The sequence below is a fragment of the Lentzea cavernae genome (genome assembly GCF_014653695.1).
Lineage (GTDB): Bacteria > Actinomycetota > Actinomycetes > Mycobacteriales > Pseudonocardiaceae > Lentzea > Lentzea cavernae.
The window spans coordinates 632,426-648,957 of record NZ_BNAR01000002.1; the positions used below are offsets into that span (position 1 = coordinate 632,426).

20 protein-coding genes are annotated in these 16,532 nt (G+C 70.3%); 8 read left to right on the top strand and 12 right to left on the bottom strand.

Translation table 11 applies throughout. From position 1 onward, the window contains the following. Positions 1 to 14: 14 nt before the first annotated feature. The 3 genes from IE307_RS08865 to IE307_RS08875 form a co-directional block, all read right to left on the bottom strand. Positions 15 to 1,064 (bottom strand): CU044_5270 family protein, encoded by a 1,050-nt coding sequence (locus tag IE307_RS08865; protein WP_191297358.1) that lies wholly within the window; start codon positions 1,062 to 1,064, stop codon positions 15 to 17. Further along, on the bottom strand, positions 1,057 to 1,647 hold the full coding sequence (locus IE307_RS08870; RefSeq protein ID WP_191297359.1) for an RNA polymerase sigma factor: 591 nt from the start codon (positions 1,645 to 1,647) through the stop codon (positions 1,057 to 1,059). The genes IE307_RS08865 and IE307_RS08870 overlap by 8 nt, the downstream gene beginning before the upstream one ends. A 70-nt stretch (positions 1,648 to 1,717) precedes the next feature. After that, positions 1,718 to 2,281: a GNAT family N-acetyltransferase gene (locus tag IE307_RS08875; RefSeq protein WP_191297360.1), complete on the bottom strand. Its 564-nt coding sequence runs from the start codon at positions 2,279 to 2,281 to the stop codon at positions 1,718 to 1,720. A 57-nt stretch (positions 2,282 to 2,338) separates the two neighbouring features. Between IE307_RS08875 and lexA the strand changes: the two genes are divergently transcribed. Then, the gene (gene lexA / locus IE307_RS08880) at positions 2,339 to 2,998 is read left to right on the top strand and encodes a transcriptional repressor LexA (RefSeq protein ID WP_191297361.1); all 660 of its coding nucleotides are present in this window, start codon (positions 2,339 to 2,341) and stop codon (positions 2,996 to 2,998) included. Here the strand turns inward: lexA and IE307_RS08885 are convergent. Continuing rightward, positions 2,995 to 4,302: a DUF6297 family protein gene (locus tag IE307_RS08885; RefSeq protein WP_191297362.1), complete on the bottom strand. Its 1,308-nt coding sequence runs from the start codon at positions 4,300 to 4,302 to the stop codon at positions 2,995 to 2,997. The genes lexA and IE307_RS08885 overlap by 4 nt on opposite strands. Beyond that, positions 4,299 to 4,904 (bottom strand): ABC transporter ATP-binding protein, encoded by a 606-nt coding sequence (locus tag IE307_RS08890; protein ID WP_191297363.1) that lies wholly within the window; start codon positions 4,902 to 4,904, stop codon positions 4,299 to 4,301. The genes IE307_RS08885 and IE307_RS08890 overlap by 4 nt, the downstream gene beginning before the upstream one ends. 89 nt (positions 4,905 to 4,993) lie before the next feature. Between IE307_RS08890 and IE307_RS08895 the strand changes: the two genes are divergently transcribed. The 3 genes from IE307_RS08895 to IE307_RS08905 are packed head-to-tail and all read left to right on the top strand — an operon-like array spanning position 4,994 to position 7,238. Beyond that, positions 4,994 to 6,151 carry an LLM class flavin-dependent oxidoreductase gene (locus IE307_RS08895; protein WP_191297364.1) on the top strand — a complete coding sequence of 386 codons (1,158 nt, stop codon included), beginning with the start codon at positions 4,994 to 4,996 and terminating at the stop codon, positions 6,149 to 6,151. Beyond that, positions 6,148 to 6,570 (top strand): MarR family winged helix-turn-helix transcriptional regulator, encoded by a 423-nt coding sequence (locus IE307_RS08900; protein ID WP_229904538.1) that lies wholly within the window; start codon positions 6,148 to 6,150, stop codon positions 6,568 to 6,570. Before IE307_RS08895 ends, IE307_RS08900 begins: the two co-directional genes overlap by 4 nt. Beyond that, positions 6,570 to 7,238 (top strand): CE1759 family FMN reductase, encoded by a 669-nt coding sequence (locus tag IE307_RS08905; protein ID WP_191297365.1) that lies wholly within the window; start codon positions 6,570 to 6,572, stop codon positions 7,236 to 7,238. Before IE307_RS08900 ends, IE307_RS08905 begins: the two co-directional genes overlap by 1 nt. On the opposite strand, the gene IE307_RS08910 is transcribed toward IE307_RS08905, so the two are convergent. Further along, complete coding sequence (locus IE307_RS08910; protein ID WP_191297366.1) at positions 7,235 to 8,065, bottom strand: SDR family NAD(P)-dependent oxidoreductase; 831 nt, start codon at positions 8,063 to 8,065, stop codon at positions 7,235 to 7,237. The genes IE307_RS08905 and IE307_RS08910 overlap by 4 nt on opposite strands. Positions 8,066 to 8,143: 78 nt before the next feature. Here IE307_RS08910 and IE307_RS08915 point away from each other — a divergent pair, with 78 nt between their 5' ends. Continuing rightward, entirely contained in the window at positions 8,144 to 8,800 is a 657-nt protein-coding gene (locus IE307_RS08915) for a TetR/AcrR family transcriptional regulator (RefSeq protein ID WP_191297367.1), read from the top strand. A gap of 66 nt (positions 8,801 to 8,866) precedes the next feature. Here IE307_RS08915 and IE307_RS08920 read toward each other — a convergent pair whose 3' ends face one another. From IE307_RS08920 to IE307_RS08940, 5 genes are all read right to left on the bottom strand, one after another. Then, a complete protein-coding gene (locus IE307_RS08920) occupies positions 8,867 to 9,241 on the bottom strand; it encodes a YciI family protein (RefSeq protein WP_191297368.1) in 375 nt (124 codons plus the stop codon). 94 nt (positions 9,242 to 9,335) lie between these two features. Continuing rightward, positions 9,336 to 10,979, bottom strand: coding sequence for a GMC family oxidoreductase (locus IE307_RS08925; protein WP_191297369.1), 1,644 nt, complete (start codon positions 10,977 to 10,979; stop codon positions 9,336 to 9,338). Then, on the bottom strand, positions 10,976 to 11,254 hold the full coding sequence (locus IE307_RS08930) for a hypothetical protein (protein WP_191297370.1): 279 nt from the start codon (positions 11,252 to 11,254) through the stop codon (positions 10,976 to 10,978). The genes IE307_RS08925 and IE307_RS08930 overlap by 4 nt, the downstream gene beginning before the upstream one ends. Positions 11,255 to 11,306: 52 nt before the next feature. Then, complete coding sequence (locus IE307_RS08935) at positions 11,307 to 11,639, bottom strand: putative quinol monooxygenase (protein WP_191297371.1); 333 nt, start codon at positions 11,637 to 11,639, stop codon at positions 11,307 to 11,309. Positions 11,640 to 11,670: 31 nt separating this feature from the next. Continuing rightward, positions 11,671 to 12,216: a DUF6928 family protein gene (locus IE307_RS08940; protein ID WP_191297372.1), complete on the bottom strand. Its 546-nt coding sequence runs from the start codon at positions 12,214 to 12,216 to the stop codon at positions 11,671 to 11,673. A gap of 58 nt (positions 12,217 to 12,274) precedes the next feature. Here IE307_RS08940 and IE307_RS08945 point away from each other — a divergent pair, with 58 nt between their 5' ends. Beyond that, complete coding sequence (locus IE307_RS08945) at positions 12,275 to 14,239, top strand: MDR family MFS transporter (protein WP_191297616.1); 1,965 nt, start codon at positions 12,275 to 12,277, stop codon at positions 14,237 to 14,239. 92 nt (positions 14,240 to 14,331) lie between these two features. Beyond that, positions 14,332 to 15,465, top strand: a complete 1,134-nt coding sequence (locus tag IE307_RS08950) for an endonuclease/exonuclease/phosphatase family protein (RefSeq protein ID WP_229904539.1) — start codon at positions 14,332 to 14,334, stop codon at positions 15,463 to 15,465. Here IE307_RS08950 and IE307_RS08955 read toward each other — a convergent pair. Continuing rightward, a complete protein-coding gene (locus tag IE307_RS08955; protein ID WP_191297373.1) occupies positions 15,462 to 15,752 on the bottom strand; it encodes a DUF1905 domain-containing protein in 291 nt (96 codons plus the stop codon). The genes IE307_RS08950 and IE307_RS08955 overlap by 4 nt on opposite strands. Before the next feature lie 226 nt (positions 15,753 to 15,978). On the opposite strand from IE307_RS08955, the gene IE307_RS08960 reads away from it, so the two are divergent. Further along, positions 15,979 to 16,530, top strand: coding sequence for a TetR/AcrR family transcriptional regulator (locus IE307_RS08960; RefSeq protein WP_191297374.1), 552 nt, complete (start codon positions 15,979 to 15,981; stop codon positions 16,528 to 16,530). Positions 16,531 to 16,532: the final 2 nt, after the last annotated feature.

A 16,532-nucleotide genomic window follows, 5' to 3' on the forward strand; every position in this document is an offset into this window, starting at 1 on the left:
CGGCGGAAGAAGGTCTACCGGGCGCCCAGCGAGTCGACGACCTTGGTCGTCACCGCCGACGAGGTGCGGACGGTCCCCTTCTCGAGGCCGCCCCGATCCGCGGGCAGGTCCTCGGCGACGGTCGCCCGGCTGCCGATGTAGTCACCGTTGCCCGGGTCGATGATGATCTCCTTGAAGTCGTCGAAGTGCTTCAGGCCGAGCGCGACGCCCTCCTTGCCGTCGAGGTTGGCCCTCTTGTCGGTGACGACCAGCCCGGGCAGCAGGGCGATGGCGCGGAAGAGGGTCGCGCGCACCTCGGCCGGGTACTGCCCCGAGTTCAGTGCTGCACCCGCCTCCACGAGCGCGCCCGAGTCCCCGGACTGACCGGCGTCCTTGAGCTTCGCCAGCAGGGCCGCCGGGTCCTTCGGCAGCGCCGCGATGAACTCCGGCGTGGGGTTGGAGAACTTGGCGTCCGTGCACCGGTCCGGCTGTCCCGCGGCGAAGTAGGAGTAGTTGCCGCAGTCGCCGCGGAACTCCTGGCCGTCCTTGAACGACGTGCCGGGCTCCGGCCGGCCGGACCCCTCGTGCCCCTTCAGCCACTCCACCGAGTTGATCTTGTTCCGGAACAGCCACTCTCCTCGGCGGTCGGCGGGGATCCACTCCTCCTGGGTCAGGTCGGTGCTCGACGCCTCCCCCGACCCGAGCTCCACGGAGATGCCCTCGTAGCGGCTGCGCACGTAGCGGAACTGGCCGGGCCCGACGGGACGTTCGACCACGCGGGAGGCGAGGTCGGCGGCCTTGACCAGCTCCTCGGCGGCGGTGGCCGAGGAGCCGCCACCGTCGAAGGTCGACGCGGCGAGCGCGGCACCGGTCAGCACAGCGACGGCGGCCGCGGCGGCGAGCCAGCGGGTGCGGCGGCGCGGCCGGTGCCCGACCGCGACCGGATGGGCGGCGCGGTCCTTCAGCGACGCGGCCAGGGCGGCCTTGCCGGCGGCGACGTCGAAGCGGACGGGCTCGTCGCCGGCACGCGAGAGGGCGGCGTCGAGCACTCGGTCGAGGGTCTCGGGCTGGGTCGGCTCAGACATGGCTGTCCTCGGTGAAGTCGTGGGCGGTGGCGGCGAGACGGGTGCGCAGCCGGGCGCGGCCGCAGTGCAACCTGGTGCGGACGGTGGCGACGGGCACGTCGAGCGCCGTCGCGATCTCCGCCGGGCTGAAGTCCGCCCAGGCGTGCAGCAGGAGCACTTCGCGTTCCTCGATCCGCAGCTCGGCGAGCCACGCGGTGAGCTGTCCGGCGAGCACACCGGCGTCAGTCGCCGCGCTCACCCGGTCGCCGATGTCGGCCTCGTCGGTGCGGGCCGCGTGTTCCTTGCTCCACGCCCGCAGCTTGCGTTCCTCGGCGCGAACGTGGCCGCGCAGCAGGTTCGTCGCCACGCCGTAGAGCCACGCACGCACCGAATCGGCGTCATAGGGCTGCCCGGCGCGCTGGTCCCACAGCACGAGGAACGACTCGGAGACCACGTCCTGCGCGGTGTCGGGACCGACCCGCCTCGCGACGTAGCGGTGCAGCCGCTCCGCCGTCGACTCGTAGAGCTCCAGCAGCGCGGCCTCGTCCAGCACGGCCGCCGCCACTTCTGGTGTCAGCGCCACCGGCGCCGCTTGGGTTCGCACAGACCTACCTGGACGCAGCCACCGGGAGCGTTCCCGCCGTGTGCTCACCGCCACATCGTCGGGGACCCGGTCAGATCTCGCGCGGGAAGGGGTGCCGGGCCGCGAACTCCGCGGCCGTCATCCCGAACAGCACCACGTCGTGGTGGCGTCCGGCGAAGAACTCGTGGTCGCGCAGCCTGCCCTCCTCGGTGAAGCCGAGCTTGCGGTGCAACGCGATCGAGGCGTCGTTGAACCCCCACACGCTCGCCTCGCACTTGTGGAACCGCCGCTCGCCGAACATGAAGCCCAGCAGCAGCCGCACCGCCTCCGTCGCGTAGCCGCGTCCTTTGTGGGCGGTGCCGATCGCGACCCCGTACAGGAACCGGCCCGCGCGGTGGTCGGTCTCGCTGGTCGTCACCATCCCGGCCACCGCGCCGTCGGCCAGCGACTCGACGGCGAGCAGCAGCCTGTCGTCCTGCTCCTTCACCGCCGTCTTCTGCGCCCACTCCCGTTGGGCGGCAGCGGATCGCGGCGGGTGGATCCGGTCCATGCGGCGCATGTCGTCCGTGTTCTCGTCGAACCGGTGGAAGGCCTCCCAGTCCTCCGGTTCGACGCCGCGCAGCCGCACGAGTTCTCCTAACCAGGCAGAGGTCATCTCATGATCGAACGACCACCCGATCGTGTCTGGCAAGGGAATTACTACTATCGACCGATGACCGCCTACGACGATCTCGAACTCGACACGACCGTGCTGCCGGAACGCCAGCAGAGGATCCTGGTCGCCATTCGTGACTGGGTCGTCGAGCACGGCTACTCCCCCAGCACCCGCGAGATCGGCGAGGCCGTCGGCCTGAGGTCGTCCTCCAGCGTGTCGAAGCACCTGTCGGCGTTGGAGGACAAGGGTTTCCTCAAGCGCGGCGGCTCGGTGACGCGTCCGATGGACGTGCGGGTCTTCCTCAGCGGCGCCCCCGTGGCACCGGGTCACGCCTCGGCGGACTCGATCTCGGTGCCCGTGGTCGGCGACATCGCCGCCGGCGCTCCGATCTCCGCCGTCGAGCACGTGGACGAGGTGCTGCACCTGCCGCGCGGCCTCGTCGGCCGCGGCAGCAACGTGTTCGCGCTGCGCGTGCGCGGCGACTCGATGATCGACGCCGCGATCTGCGACGGCGACACGGTCGTCGTGCGGCAGACGCACGAGGCGTACAACGGGCAGATCGTCGCCGCGATGATCGAGGAGGAGGCGACCGTCAAGGTGTACCAGCGCAAGGGCGGGCACGTGTTCCTCGAGCCGCGCAACGAGGCCTACCCCGTGATCGACGGCGACAAGGCCGTCATCCTCGGCATCGTCGTGTCGGTGCTGCGCAGCGTTTAGAGCGACATCTGCACCACGGCGAGCACCGCGAGCAGCACCGGTCCGCGACTGAACTGCGCGATCAGGCCGAGCGGCGTCGGCCCCAGCACGCCGAAGTCGATGATCGCGGCACCGTAGTCGATCGGTGGTCGCGTGGCGATCCGATATGTGACGGCCACCGCGCCCACCGCCGAGATCAGGGCGTTGAGCACGGACACATGCGGGGTGAACGCCGCGGTGACACCGCACCACACGACGGCGCCCGCCGCGGGGAACACGAGGTGCGCCAGCCTCAGCTGCCGGTCCGGCAGGCCCAGCGCCCGGCGCATCGCGGGCGAGCGGCAGACGAACTTCAGGCCTGCGGCGAGCCGGTCGGTGGCCAGGAACGCGGCCACGAGGTGCACGGCGGGAACGACAGCGCCCTCCCAGCTCAGCGACACCAGGGCCGGGGCGGGGAGCAACGCGGCCCAGACGAGTGCGGCGTTGGGCGTGCGGCGCAGCCGGAGCGCGTCGGTCCAGGCCAGAACGACGAGCCGGGAACCCCTCAACCGCACCGACTTCACACGTCCGAGGGTGCGTGCGCGGCGTTCGGCCACGACCGCGCCGAGCAGGGCGAGGTCGAACCAGCTCACCGACACCCGCGCCACGCCCGCCAGCGCGCCGCCCGCCGCCAGGTCGGACCGCCGCAGGTGCCGCAGCGAGGCAGCCGCGAGGACCGCAAGTCCGATCGCGAGCACCCAGGCGGCGCCGACCGCACCGGGTCCGCCGTCCACCTGCGGTCCGAACCAGCCCGGCGGCACCAGCAGCGCCACCACCGCCAGGCCGGCCAGCCCGCTCAACCAGCCCTGCGGCGCCACCCGGACCCGTTGCAACGCCACGGCGCCGGCGACCACGGCCACCCCGCAGCCGGACCCGATCCCCACGGCGACCAGCGGCGGGACCACGGCCCCCACGATCCCGGACACGACAGCGGGCCAGCAGGCGCCCACCGCCGCACCCACCGCGAGCAGCACGAGGAACCGGGGCCGCAACAGGGCCGCACGCGGCGCGGGTGAGCTCAGCACCCAGAACATCCGGTCCGGACCCGCGAAGACCGGTCCGGCCGCCAGCACCACCTTCATCAGCACGGCGGCGCCCAGCACCGACAGCCAGAGCGCGGTCCACGCGCCCCCGGCGTGAGGGGTCCTGGTCAGTCCGGCGTGCACCCAGCCGTAGCCGACCAGGCCGACGATCGAGAAGTTGACGAACGGGGCGTACAGCCGCGTGATCCGCAACCGCCACGGCACCGGAGGGCGCACCCGGCGGGCGACGGCGAGCGCGGTCACAGCACGACGGTCCGGCACGCCACCGCCTCCACGAGCTCGTGGTCGTGCGACGCGAACACCACGGCGACCCCGGCCGCCTTCTCCGCCAGCAGCCGGTCGCGCAGCCACGACCGCCCTGCCACGTCGAGGCGCTGCTCGGGCTCGTCCAGGACCAGCACCGAGCGCGGCCGCACGAAGCACAACGCCAGACCGAGCCGGTGACGCTGGCCCGAGGACAGCGTCGGGGGCAGCTGGTCCGCCACTGCGGTCAGCCCGACCTCCGCGAGCACCGCCTCGACGTCCTCGGAGGACGAGTGCAACCAGGCCAGCAGCCTCAGGTGCTCCACGACGGACACGTCGGGGAAGTAGTCGGCGTCGTCCAGCAGCGACGCGACGGCGGCCCGGAACGCACCCGACGACTCGTCCAGCGGCGCGCCCTCGAACAGCACGGTGCCGGAGTCCAGCACCTCGGCTCCGACCAGGCACTTCAGCAGCGTCGACTTGCCCGCGCCGTTCGCGCCCACGACGGCGACGGCCTCACCGGAACCGGCGGCGAACGACAGACCTGCGAAAACGGGGACTCCGCCGTAGCCGAAGCCGGCGTCCCCCACGCCCAGCGACATGAGATCAGGGTAGTGGGAATAGTCCGGGCCCCCACGCGTTAGAGTAGATGCAAACGCATTAGTCACTAAGTTTGAAGGAGGCGGGTGCCGTGCAGTTCGGAATCTTCTCGGTGAGCGACATCACCAGGGACCCGGTGAGCGGCGAGACCCCGAGCGAGGCCGAGCGCATCGACGCGATCGTGCGGATCGCGGAGAAGGCCGAAGAGGTCGGGCTCGACGTGTTCGCGATCGGCGAGCACCACAACCCGCCGTTCTTCTCGTCCGCGCCGTCGACGCTGCTCAGCCACATCGCGGCGAAGACGCAAAACCTGATCGTCAGCACCGCGACGACGCTGATCACGACGAACGACCCGGTGCGCATCGCCGAGGAGTACGCGATGCTGCAGCACCTGTCGAAGGGCCGCATGGACCTGATGCTGGGCCGCGGCAACACCGCGCCGGTCTACCCGTGGTTCGGCGCCGACATCCGGCAGAGCCTGCCGCTGGCGCTCGAGAACTACAACCTGCTGCACCGGTTGTGGCGCGAGGACGTCGTCGACTGGGAAGGCAAGTTCCGCACGCCGCTGCAGGGCTTCACCAGCACCCCGCGTCCGCTGGACGACCTGCCGCCGTTCGTGTGGCACGGGTCGATCCGCACGCCGGAGATCGCCGAGCAGGCCGCCTTCTACGGTGACGGCTTCTTCGCGAACAACATCTTCTGGCCGAAAGAGCACTACATGCGGCTGATCAAGTTCTACCGCCAGCGGTACGCGCACTACGGCCACGGCACGGAGAAGCAGGCCATCGTCGGTCTCGGCGGTCAGGCCTACATCGCGAAGCGGTCGCAGGACGCGCTGAACGAGTTCCGCCCGTACTTCAACGAGGCCCCCGTCTACGGCCACGGGCCGCGGATGGAGGACTTCATGGAGCAGACGCCGCTGTCGGTCGGCAGCCCGCAGGAGGTCATCGACAAGACGCTGACCTTCCGCGAGCACTTCGGCGACTACCAGCGCCAGATGTTCCTGATGGACCACGCCGGTCTGCCGCTCAAGATGGTGCTCAACCAGCTCGACCTGCTGGGCGAGGAGGTCGTCCCGGTGCTGCGCAAGGAGATGGAGGCGCGGCAGGACCCGGAGACCGCCAAGCCGCCGACGCACGCGGGACGCGTCAAGGACAAGTACGGCGACGGACCGGCTCGCCAGCCCAGGCCGAACGCCAACCGGGGTGACAACGTCACGGGTGGCTCGCCCTACCAGGACGTGCGGTGACCGGAGCCAACGAGGCGTGGGAGTCACTCATGAAGGCGTACTCCGTGTTGATGAAGCAGTTCAACGCGGAGGACGTCTGGGGCGACCTGACCATGCGGGAGTACGACGTGCTGTACCAGCTGTCCAAGTGCGACGGTCCACTCAGGATGACTGAGCTGAACCGCCACGTGCTGCTGAGCCAGCCCGCGTTGTCCCGCATGGTCGAGCGCCTGGTCGACCGAGGCCTCGTCGAGCGGTGCCCCGATCCCGGTGACCGCAGGGGTGTGCGCCTGTCGCTCACCCCCGCGGGCCGGGACACCCAGCGCCAGATCGGCCGTCCGCACGCACGCAGCGTCACACGCGCCTTGAGCGTGCTGACACCCGAAGAACTCGACCAGCTCGCCGCGATCACCGGCAAGCTCAGCCAGAGCGAGGAGTAATGGGCCAGAACTTCCAGCTGGTGGTGGTGTCCGCAGGCACCAGCGACCCGTCGTCCACCCGGCTGCTCGCCGACCGCGTCGCCGGACGCGTCACCACCCTTGCCGGCAAGCGGGCGCAGACCGTCGGCACGAGCGTGATCGAACTGCGCGAGCTCGCCTCCGAGATCGCGAACGCGTTGGTGTCCAACCACATCGGGCCCAAGCTGCAGAAGGCGATCGCGACCTTGCAGCACGCGGACGCGATCGTCGCCAGCACCCCCGTCTACAAGGCGGGCGCGAGCGGGCTGTTCACGTCGTTCTTCCAGATCCTCGACAACGACCTGCTGATCGCGAAGCCCGTCGTGCTCGCGGCCACCGCAGGCACCGCGAGGCACGCGCTCGTGGTCGACGACCAGATGCGCGGGCTGTTCGCCTACCTGCGGACCGTGGTGGTGCCGACGGCGCTCTTCGCCTCGACCGAGGACTGGCAGGACAACGGGCTGAACAAGCGCATCGACCGCGCCGCCCTCGAACTCGTGGCGCTCATGACCTCGGGCTTCGAGAAGACCGTGCGCGACGAGTCGTGGGGCAGCTACCAGCACGAGTACGGCAGCGCGGGCGGCACGGAGCTGACGATCGACCTCGACTCCGACCTGATGCGCCTCGCCGCCGGTGGGGCTTCGAGCTAGAAGTCCGCGCTGCGCGAGAGCTTCTCGTTCTCGCGCAGCTCCACCAGAGCGTTCTCGTGCATCGCGACGACGACGTCGTAGCCGGAGTTGCCGAGCACGATCCGGTGCGGCGGAGCAGGTGCGTTCATCGCGCTGATCACCGCCTGAACCCCGCGTTCGGGGTCACCCGCCTGCTTGCCGTCGTGGTCCACGAACGCCGCCTTGACGCTCTCGACCATCGGCACGTAGGCGTCGACTGCCTCGTTGACGGGCTCGTCCTGGAAACTGGCGAAGGCCTTGGTGCGGAACGCTCCCGGCTCCACGACGAGCACGCGCACGCCGAACGGCTCCACCTCCTGCCGCAGCGTCTCCGACAGTCCCTCGAGCGCGAACTTCGCCGCCGAGTAGTAGCCGAACCCCTGCGCGCTGACGAGGCCCGCCACCGATGACATGTTCACGATCCAGCCGTCGCCGCGCGCCCGCATGCCCGGCAGCACCGCGCGGATCACGTCGACCACCGCGAACAGGTTCAGGTCGAACGTGCGGCGGACCATCTCGTAGGTGGCCCCCTCGACCGAGCCGAACCACCCGCGGCCCGCGTTGTTGACGAGCACGTCGATGCCGCCGAACCGCTCCTCCGCCGTCCTGACCGCCGCGCGCACCTGTTCGGCATCGGTGACGTCGAGCGGGAGGACCAGCACGCGGTCGCCGTGCGGTTCGGCCCATTCCCGCAGTTCAGCGGGCCGGCGCGCGGTCACCACCACCTGATCGCCCTGCTCCAGCGCAGCCTCGGCGTAAACCAGGCCGAACCCTCCGGGCGTCCCACCGGTGATGAACCAGGTCCTCATGGACTTCTCCTCTCGCTATAGTCGCTGTTGTAGCGCTATAGCGATGAATGTAGCGCTACATGAGCTAACATAGCAACCATGCAGAACGCACGGGATCGGCTCCTGCTCGCCGCGGCGGAGTTGCTGGAGGCCGGCGGCACGGTGTCCACGAGGGCCGTGTGCGAACGCGCCGGGGTGCAGGCCCCGACGCTGTACCACCACTTCGGCAGCAAGCAGGGCCTGATCGACGCCGTCGCGAACCACGGCTTCACCCAGTACACGGCGGTCGAGAGCTCCGGCGACCCGCTCGGCGACCTGCGCGAGGGCTGGGACAGGCACGTGCGGTTCGGACTGGAGCACCCGTCGTTCTACGGGCTGCTCTACGGTCGCGCCGAGCCGGGAAAGCCCTGTGCCGTCACGGCTCCCGCGCACGCGGCGTTGCGCGAGCGGTTCACCGAGGCCGCCGCCCTGGGCCTGCTGAAGGTGCCGACCGGCGACGCGGCCGAACAGGTTCTCGCCGCCAACGTCGGCATCACGCTGACCCTGATCAGCCAGCCGGAGCCGGACTTCGGGCTGTCGGAGCGCGTTCGCGAGGCCGCGCTGGCCGGTGTTCTGCACACTCCGACGGCCAACGGCCCGGCCACCCGCGCGAGCGCCGCGCTCACGTTGCGCGCGCTGGTCGGCAGCGACCCCGGTGACCTCACCCCGGGCGAGAGCGCGTTGCTCGGCGAACTGCTGGACCGCCTGGCCCGCTGAAGCACCGGGGCACGTCCTCGTCGCCTGGACGTGGACGTGCCCCGGTGCACCATGCGCCGAACTGCGCTACTTGGTCAGGTAGGGCTCGATGTCCTCGAACTCGGTGACCCGCCGCACCTCGATCGACATCTCCTCGACGCCGGCGAAGCACGTGACGTACTCCTCGGCGACGGCCGTGGCCTCCGCGAGGTCCTTCGCGCTGATCAGCAGGAACCCGCCGACGATCTCCTTGGCCTCGGTGAACGGCCCGTCGACCGACTTGACCGCCGCACCGCGCCTGCGCACGACCGCGCCCTCCTTCACCACGCCCTCCGCGCCGAGCACGACGCCGGACGCGTTCAGCTTCTCCATGAACGCGTTCATCCGCTCGATGAGCTCGGCGTTCGGCTCCCACGACGCCGGATCGTCCTCCGCGACGCGGTGCATGAGCATGAAACGCATGTTCTCTCCTCGTTGTCGGCTGGCGGCGTCGTCCGCCGCCACCCCTGCGTCGATCGACGTCGCGGAGCTTTCGACATTCTGCGCGGAACTCCCTTCAGCGTGCGCGTGACACGAGGTGCTCGGCGGTGCGCAGGGCCAGCGCGGCCATCGTCAGCGACGGATTCGACGTGCCGAGCGACGGCATGCTGCCGCACCCCACCGCGTACAGGTTCGGGTGGTCCCAGCAGCGTTGCCACTGGTCGACGACCGAGTCGCGCGGGGAGGTGCCCATGACGTGGGTGCCGCCGCTGTGCCCGGCGCCCCAGTACCTGAGCGGTTCGCCGTCGTGCTCGAAGTACCGCTCCTCGTCCGGCTTGTACGACGTGTGGTCGTCGGCGCCGAGCAGTTCGAAGATCCCGTCCGAGGCGCGTTTCGCGGCCAGCAGGCCGTCCTTCACGTAGTCGGACAGTCCGTAGTGGATCGACGGGCGAGGGTTGCCCAGCGGGTCGAGGTCCGCCGCGAGCGTCACGCGGTTCTCCGGGTCGGCCTCCTGCTCGATCTCGAACTGGAGCGCGAACTGCCTGCTCACCCTGTCCCCGACCGCTTCCCGCAGCGCCTGCCCGCGCAGGCCAGCCGCGACGAACTCCGCCGTGTCGGAGTCGGGGCTGCCGGCCGCCCAGCCCCAGCCCCAGTTGCCGATCTCGATGCGGAACGGCGCCCTCCTGGCACGGTCGGGACCGCCGCGGAACGCCTCGATGCCCGTGGTCGAGCCGGGGCCGCGGAACGGGCCGACGGCCTGGGGCATCAGCGCCCACGTCAGCAGCGCGGGGTGGTCCATCAGGTTGCGGCCGACCTGGTCGCTGCTGTTCGCGAGCCTGGACATGAGCAGCAGCTTGGCGTTCTCGATGGCGTGCGCGGCGAGGACCACCACGTCCGCCTCCTCCGAGTGCCGCGTGTGCCTGCCGGACGTGTCGTCCTCGTAGCGCTGGTAGCTGACCTTAGTGACGCGTCCGGACTCGTCGGCGTGCACGCGGTTCACCACGCAGCGGGTCCGCAGTTCGACGGTGGCGGACCACTGCTTCTGCGTGCGGTGCGGGGTGTACTTGGCGTTCTCCGGGCAGATCGGCACGCAGCTCGCGAAGCCGGCGCACCGCTGCCCGTCGAGCCGGTAGCCCGGCACCGGAATCCCGTTGCGCGCCTGCGGTGTGCCGACGACGAGCAGCTCGTGGCCGTCGACCAGGGCACCGTCCACAACGGACGCCACGGCGTGGTCGAGGTACGTGCGGGGCAGGGCGTGCATGGGATAGCGGTAGCCGTCCGCGACGGGCAGGTGCTGCCGCTGCTCGTCGGCGTCGGCCGCGATCCCGATCTCCCACTCCGCCGCGCGGTAGTAGGGCTCCAGGACGTCGTAGCCCCACGGCCAGTTGCGGCCGCGGCCGACGTCGGCGGCGTGGAAGTCGTCGGGGCGCATCCGGGGCGTGATCCCCGTCCAGGCGGTGCCCGTGCCACCGTTCATGCGCAGGTACGGGCTCGAGTACGCGTACGGCCCGGTGTTGATCAGGTAGTCGCTCGACGGCGCGGCGGCGGTCCTGCGGTAGGGCTTGAGCGGCGACTTGACGAGCGCCGTGCGGAACCTGCTGACCGCGTCCTCGTTCGGCTCCGCGCCCGCCTCCAGCACGAGCACGCGGAACCCGTTGTCCCCCAGCACCTTCGCGACGAGCGAGCCGGCGAACCCCGCGCCGACGACCACCGCCCTCACCGGGCGCTTCTTCGCGGTCTCTGCTCCCAGCTGCCGAAGCCCGGTGCCGCCGAGCCCGGCGGGGACACCCCGATCGCCTTCCACGCCAGGCCTTCGGCGTAGGCGCGCTCGGTCGGGATCACCCCGCGCCACACGCCGGTGTACCAGAGCTGGATGATCTCGGCCTCGGACGCGCCGTCGGCCAGCGCGCGGTACTGCTCGACCAGTCCGGTCGACGTCAGCTCCTCCGCCGAGAACCCGGTCAGCTCGGCGGACAACTCCACGAAGGCGTCCATCGGGCCATCCTCTGGCGGAGGAACCACGTGCGCCAAACGATCCGGGCAAGGCTCACCCGCGTGGCGCAACCTCCATCTCGCCGAGCCGCGACCAGTCGTCCTGGTCCACGTTCTGGCTGACGATGCGCGGTGTCTCGGCGAGGTACTGAGGCAGTTCCGCCTGGGCGTTCTTGAAGTGCTCGGACTGCACGTGCGCCCCGCCCGCGTCCCCGTCCCGGAACGCCTCGACCAGCACGTACTCGTTCGGGTCGTCGAGGCTGCGCGACCAGTCGAACCACAGGCAGCCGGGCTCGGCGCGGGTGGCCTCGGTGAAGGTCCTGCTGATCTCGGGCCACGCTTGCGCGTGCTCGGGCAGGACGCGGAACTTGGCGGTGATGAAGATCAAGACGGCCTCCTTCGGCTGAACGTCCCCGACCCTAGTCGGGTTGCGGGATCAACGACCGTTCGGCGCTCGCGGTGGTGGCACGAAGCCGTGGCTGCTCCGAGCGCCTCCACCGGAAGCCGTGCACCACGAGGCCGGGCGGGCTCTGCGCGGTGAACCCGAACATCTCCACCGCGACCGCGTCCGCCAGTTCGTGCTGCTCAGGCGATTCGGCGTGGTGCGAACGAAGCAGCGCGCCGTCCGCCGCCCACTGCGCGAAGGCCAGCCCGCCCGCCACCGGGTGCTGGGCGAACACGGCCAGCGGACGATCCCCGGCGTGCTCCAGCACCTGCTCCGCCACCGGCACGGTCGCCAGTTCCCGGTCGCACACGATCGTGGCCTCCGGCAGCACCGCCACGTACGCGAACCCCTCGCCGGGGAGGATGTCGTCCGCCAGCGAGCCGTCCGCGACCGGCTCGATCGCGCAGCCGGGCCGCAACGCGCGGATCACCGCCTCCGCCGCCGACCGGTCCGGCACGCCGCCCGCGCGGACCGCCGCCCGCACGTCGCCGAACACCACCAGCGCGGCCCCTGCCCCCATCGAGTTCCTCCCCCTGCGAGGTCGTCCAACCTGCGCGATCATCCCCAGCGTGCCCGAGATGATCGACACCCGCAGGCGGAACCTGGTCGTCGCGGCCGTGCTGCTCGCCATGCTGCTGGCCGCGCTCGACCAGACCATCGTGTCCACCGCGCTGCCCACGATGGTGGCTGATCTGGGCGGCGGCGCGCACCTGTCGTGGGTGGTGACCTCGTACCTGCTCGCCGAGACGATCATGACGGTGCTGATCGGCAAGTTCGGCGACCTCTACGGGCGCAAGAAGACGTTCCTCGTCAGCGTCGCGCTGTTCCTGGTCGGGTCGTTCTTCGCGGGCTGGTCGGAGTCGATGGGCACGCTCATCGCGTTCCGCGCGGTCCAGGGTCTGGGCGCGGGCGGGTTGATGGTCACCTCGACGGCGATCATCGCGGACGTCGTGCCGTTGAAGGAACGCGGCAAGTTCCAGGGCTTCGCGGGCGCGGTGTTCGGCGTCGCGACGGTCGCGGGGCCGTTGCTCGGCGGGCTGTTCGTCGACCACCTGAGCTGGCGGTGGGCGTTCTACGTGAACATCCCGCTCGGCATCGCGGTGGTGCTGGTCGCGATCGCGGCGCTGCCCACGATCAGGACCGAGGGCCGCCCGAAGATCGACTACGCCGGCATCGCGCTGATCGCCCTGGCGGCCACCGGGCTGACGCTGGTCACGAGCTGGGGCGGCACCGAGTACGCGTGGACGTCGCCGACGATCCTGTGGATGGCGGCCGGGTCGGTCGTGCTCCTCGTCGCGTTCGTGTTCGTGGAGCAGCGCGCGGCCGAGCCGATGCTGCCGATGAGGTTGTTCCGCAGCAGGGTGTTCACGGTGTCGGGCATCCTCAGCTTCGTCGTCGGGTTCGCGATGCTCGGCGGCATCACGTACCTGCCGATCTACCTGCAGTACGTGCGCGGCGAGTCGGCCACGGCGTCCGGGCTGTGGATGCTGCCGCTGATCGCCGGGCTGATGTCCACGGCGCTGCTGACCGGCAACACGATCAGTCGCACCGGCAAGTACCGGATCTTCCCCATCGCCGGCTCGGTCGGCCTCACCGCCGGCCTGTTCCTGCTGTCCCTGCTGGACGCCTCGACCAGCTACTGGGAGATGGGCGCGTTCATGGTGGTGCTGGGCGCGGGCATCGGCCTGGTGATGCAGGTGCCGGTGATCGTCGTGCAGAGCACCACGAACTACGCCGACCTCGGTGTCGCCACGTCCGGCATCAGCTTCCTGCGCACGATGGGCAGCTCGTTCGGCGTCGCGATGTTCGGCACGATCTACGCGAACCAGCTGCCGAAGCACCTCGTCGTCCCGCCGGGCGTCGACCCGCGCGCCATCGCGAGCCCCGCCGCCGTCCACGCGCTGCCGGACGCGCTGAGGGCGCCGGTCGTCGCCGGGTACGCCGAGACCGTGCAGATGATGTTCCTGATCGCCGCCCCGATCGGCCTGGTCGCGTTGCTGGTCGCGCTCTTCCTGCCGCAGGTCCAGCTGCGGGACACCTCCCGTGCCGCCGCGGCCGGCAACAACGGTGTGGGCGAGAGCTTCGCCGCGCCGCCGTCGAACTCCTACGACGAGCTGCGCAAGCTGGTCTCCACGGTGGTCGCGAAGTCCTCCGAGGACCCGGGATCGGCCGTGCTGCGGCGTTCCGGGGTCGACCTGCCGTTGGAACAGGCCTGGCTGCTCGGCCGCGTGTACCGCGCGTCGACGGACGACGGGGTCGCCACGCTCGCCGAGATCGCGGAGATGACGAAGGTGCCCGGCGGCATCTTCGAACCGACCGCGCAGGCCCTCGTGCGGTCGGGACACCTGGCGTTCGGCGACGACGGCTACCGGTTCACCGACCGGGGCGCGGAGGTGTTCACCGAGCTCGTGCGGGCGTGGCGGCGCTGGCTGCTCGACCAGTTGCGGGACTGGCACGAGCCGGACCAGCGCGACTTCGCCCAGGCGCTCGACTCGTTCACCGATGAGCTGATCGAGAGCGGCCGGCAGCTCAGCCGGGTCTAGTGGCCGCAAGTGGTTGTGCCCCAACGGCCCAGTGAAACATCACCCGAGCGGACCAGGGCGGACACGTTCCTCCACATGCGACCCTGGAGGGTGTGAGCACCACCCGAATCGGGTCGTTCAACGTGGAGAACATGTTCGAGCGCCCCAAAGTGATGGGCCGCAACGCCACCAAGCACGCGGCTCCGATCCTGGCCGCCCACGCCCGTTTCAACGAACTCATCGCCTCCGAGACCTACACGCCGGAAGTCAAGGAAGAACTCGCGGAACACCTGACGACGCTCGAGTTGCTCAGGAGTGACCGGAGCAGGTACGCGATCCTGCGGCGCATCCGCGGCCGGTTCCTCGCGCGCCACCGCACCGGCGAAACCTCAGTCGTGGCAAGCGGTCGAGAGTCCTGGGTCGGCTGGGTCGAGCTCACCACCGAACCCATCAGCGAGCTCGCCACGCGCCACACCGCCCAGGTGATGCGCGACGTCGGCGCGCAGGTCCTCGGCGTCGTCGAGGCCGAGTCGCGCGAACTGCTGCACATGTTCTCCGCCTCGATGCTCAAGCACGTCGGCTGGACCCCGTACGAGGAGGTCCACCTCATCGACGGCAACGACGAGCGCGGCATCAACGTCGGCCTGCTGACCCGCGACGCCCACCAGGTCATCACCATCCGCACGCACGTGTACGCGCGGGACACCTCAGGCGTCGTCTTCTCCCGCGACTGCGCCGAGTACCACGTCCGCACACCCGCCGGCCCCGAACTCGTCGTGCTGGTGAACCACCTGAAGTCCAAGGGTTACGGCTCCCCCGGCGACCCGCTCGGCGCCCGCCGCCGGTTCCGCCAGGCCGTCCGCATCTCCCGCATCGTGAACCGGCTGCGCGACGAGGGCCACGAGCACATCGCCGTCGTCGGCGACCTCAACGACACCGCGGACAGCGAGTGCCTGCGCCCGCTCTTCCAGCGCACGGGCCTGCGGGACATCAGCGAGCACGAGAACTTCGACTGGAACCACCGCCTCGGCACCTACCGCGGCGTCAACGAGAAGGGCAAGATCGACTACGTCCTGCTGACGCCCCCGCTGTTCGCGAAGGCCACCGGCGGCGGCGTCTTCCGCAAGGGCGTGTGGCGCGGCCCGCGGACCCGCGACCGCTGGGACATCTACGAAACCCTGACCGGCGAGGTGCACGCGGCCAGCGACCACGCCGCCATCTACGCCGACATCGACTGGACCCGCTAGAGCACCTCGACCGTCACCTCGACGACATCGCCCGGCCCCACGTCGTTCTTCTTGCGCACGGCGGCCTTGACCGGCAGCACGTAACAACCGGACTGCTTGTCCGGGAACACCGACGTCGACCACGTGCTGGCACCGACGCCCGCCCTGACCTTCACCGCGCCGAAACCCCGGCCGGGCGTGGCGATGTCGCGGATCTGGTCCGAGACGTCCTCGGGGAGCGTCACGAAGGTCCAGGTCTCGGTGCGGCGGGCGTCCCAGATCCACAGCTCCGCGTCGAAGACGAACATCCGCCCATTCTCACAGCAGCGCGTTCAGAGGGGCGCGCTGACGCGGAACTCGTCAACGGTGACGACCTCCTCTTGGGTCATCGCACCGGTCAACACTGCGTGACCACCGGTCACCTCAACGGCAGCTTCAAACCTGATCACTCACCCTTTGTGGTGACGAACGCCACCGACCGTTTCGGTCGGTAAACCTACCGAATCGGTTGGTGAACGCCGTAAAGTCGCCTGCATGCCACGACAGCCCAGGACTGCGGTCGACGAGGACATCCTCGACGCCGCCGCCGCGCTCTTCGCGCGACACGGCTTCGAGCAGACCTCGTTGAAGTCCCTCGCGGACGCCGTCGGCCTGTCGAAGGCGGGTCTCCTGCACCACTTCCCGAGCAAGGACGCTCTCTTCGAAGCGGCGTGGGCACAGAGCCGCGTGATCACCCAGCACGTCCTCGACCTGGTCAAGGACATCCCGGCGGGCCCCGCACGAGAGCGGCGGTCGCTGGAGCTGCTCACCGACTACGCGCTCGACCGGCCCGGCATGGTCGCACTGCTGTTCCGGTCGATGACCGCGCCGGGAGAGGACCCGCAGCAGGCGCAGGACGAGCTGTTGCTGAACGAGATGTTCGTGATCGACCCCACCACCGAACTCCCTCGCGCCATCCGGATAGTCGGCGCGCTGAGCGCCATGGCCGTGCTCACCCTTCTGGCCAACCAGCAGGGTGACAAGACGCTGTGGCGTCCCTTGATCCTCGCTACCTGTTACGACGCACTCGGGCACCAGGAGGCCTGACA

Excerpts from the sequence above, each read along its gene's own strand:
- lexA (WP_191297361.1), top strand. The coding sequence starts at position 2,339 with ATGACCGCCTACGACGATCTCGAACTCGACACGACCGTGCTGCCGGAA.
- IE307_RS08940 (WP_191297372.1), bottom strand. The coding sequence starts at position 12,216 with ATGGGGGCAGGGGCCGCGCTGGTGGTGTTCGGCGACGTGCGGGCGGCG.
- IE307_RS08930 (WP_191297370.1), bottom strand. The coding sequence starts at position 11,254 with ATGGACGCCTTCGTGGAGTTGTCCGCCGAGCTGACCGGGTTCTCGGCG.
- IE307_RS08865 (WP_191297358.1), bottom strand. The coding sequence starts at position 1,064 with ATGTCTGAGCCGACCCAGCCCGAGACCCTCGACCGAGTGCTCGACGCC.
- IE307_RS08920 (WP_191297368.1), bottom strand. The coding sequence starts at position 9,241 with ATGCGTTTCATGCTCATGCACCGCGTCGCGGAGGACGATCCGGCGTCG.
- IE307_RS08905 (WP_191297365.1), top strand. The coding sequence starts at position 6,570 with ATGGGCCAGAACTTCCAGCTGGTGGTGGTGTCCGCAGGCACCAGCGAC.
- IE307_RS08915 (WP_191297367.1), top strand. The coding sequence starts at position 8,144 with ATGCAGAACGCACGGGATCGGCTCCTGCTCGCCGCGGCGGAGTTGCTG.
- IE307_RS08960 (WP_191297374.1), top strand. The coding sequence starts at position 15,979 with ATGCCACGACAGCCCAGGACTGCGGTCGACGAGGACATCCTCGACGCC.
- IE307_RS08875 (WP_191297360.1), bottom strand. The coding sequence starts at position 2,281 with ATGACCTCTGCCTGGTTAGGAGAACTCGTGCGGCTGCGCGGCGTCGAA.
- IE307_RS08945 (WP_191297616.1), top strand. The coding sequence starts at position 12,275 with ATGATCGACACCCGCAGGCGGAACCTGGTCGTCGCGGCCGTGCTGCTC.
- IE307_RS08890 (WP_191297363.1), bottom strand. The coding sequence starts at position 4,904 with ATGTCGCTGGGCGTGGGGGACGCCGGCTTCGGCTACGGCGGAGTCCCC.
- IE307_RS08955 (WP_191297373.1), bottom strand. The coding sequence starts at position 15,752 with ATGTTCGTCTTCGACGCGGAGCTGTGGATCTGGGACGCCCGCCGCACC.
- IE307_RS08910 (WP_191297366.1), bottom strand. The coding sequence starts at position 8,065 with ATGAGGACCTGGTTCATCACCGGTGGGACGCCCGGAGGGTTCGGCCTG.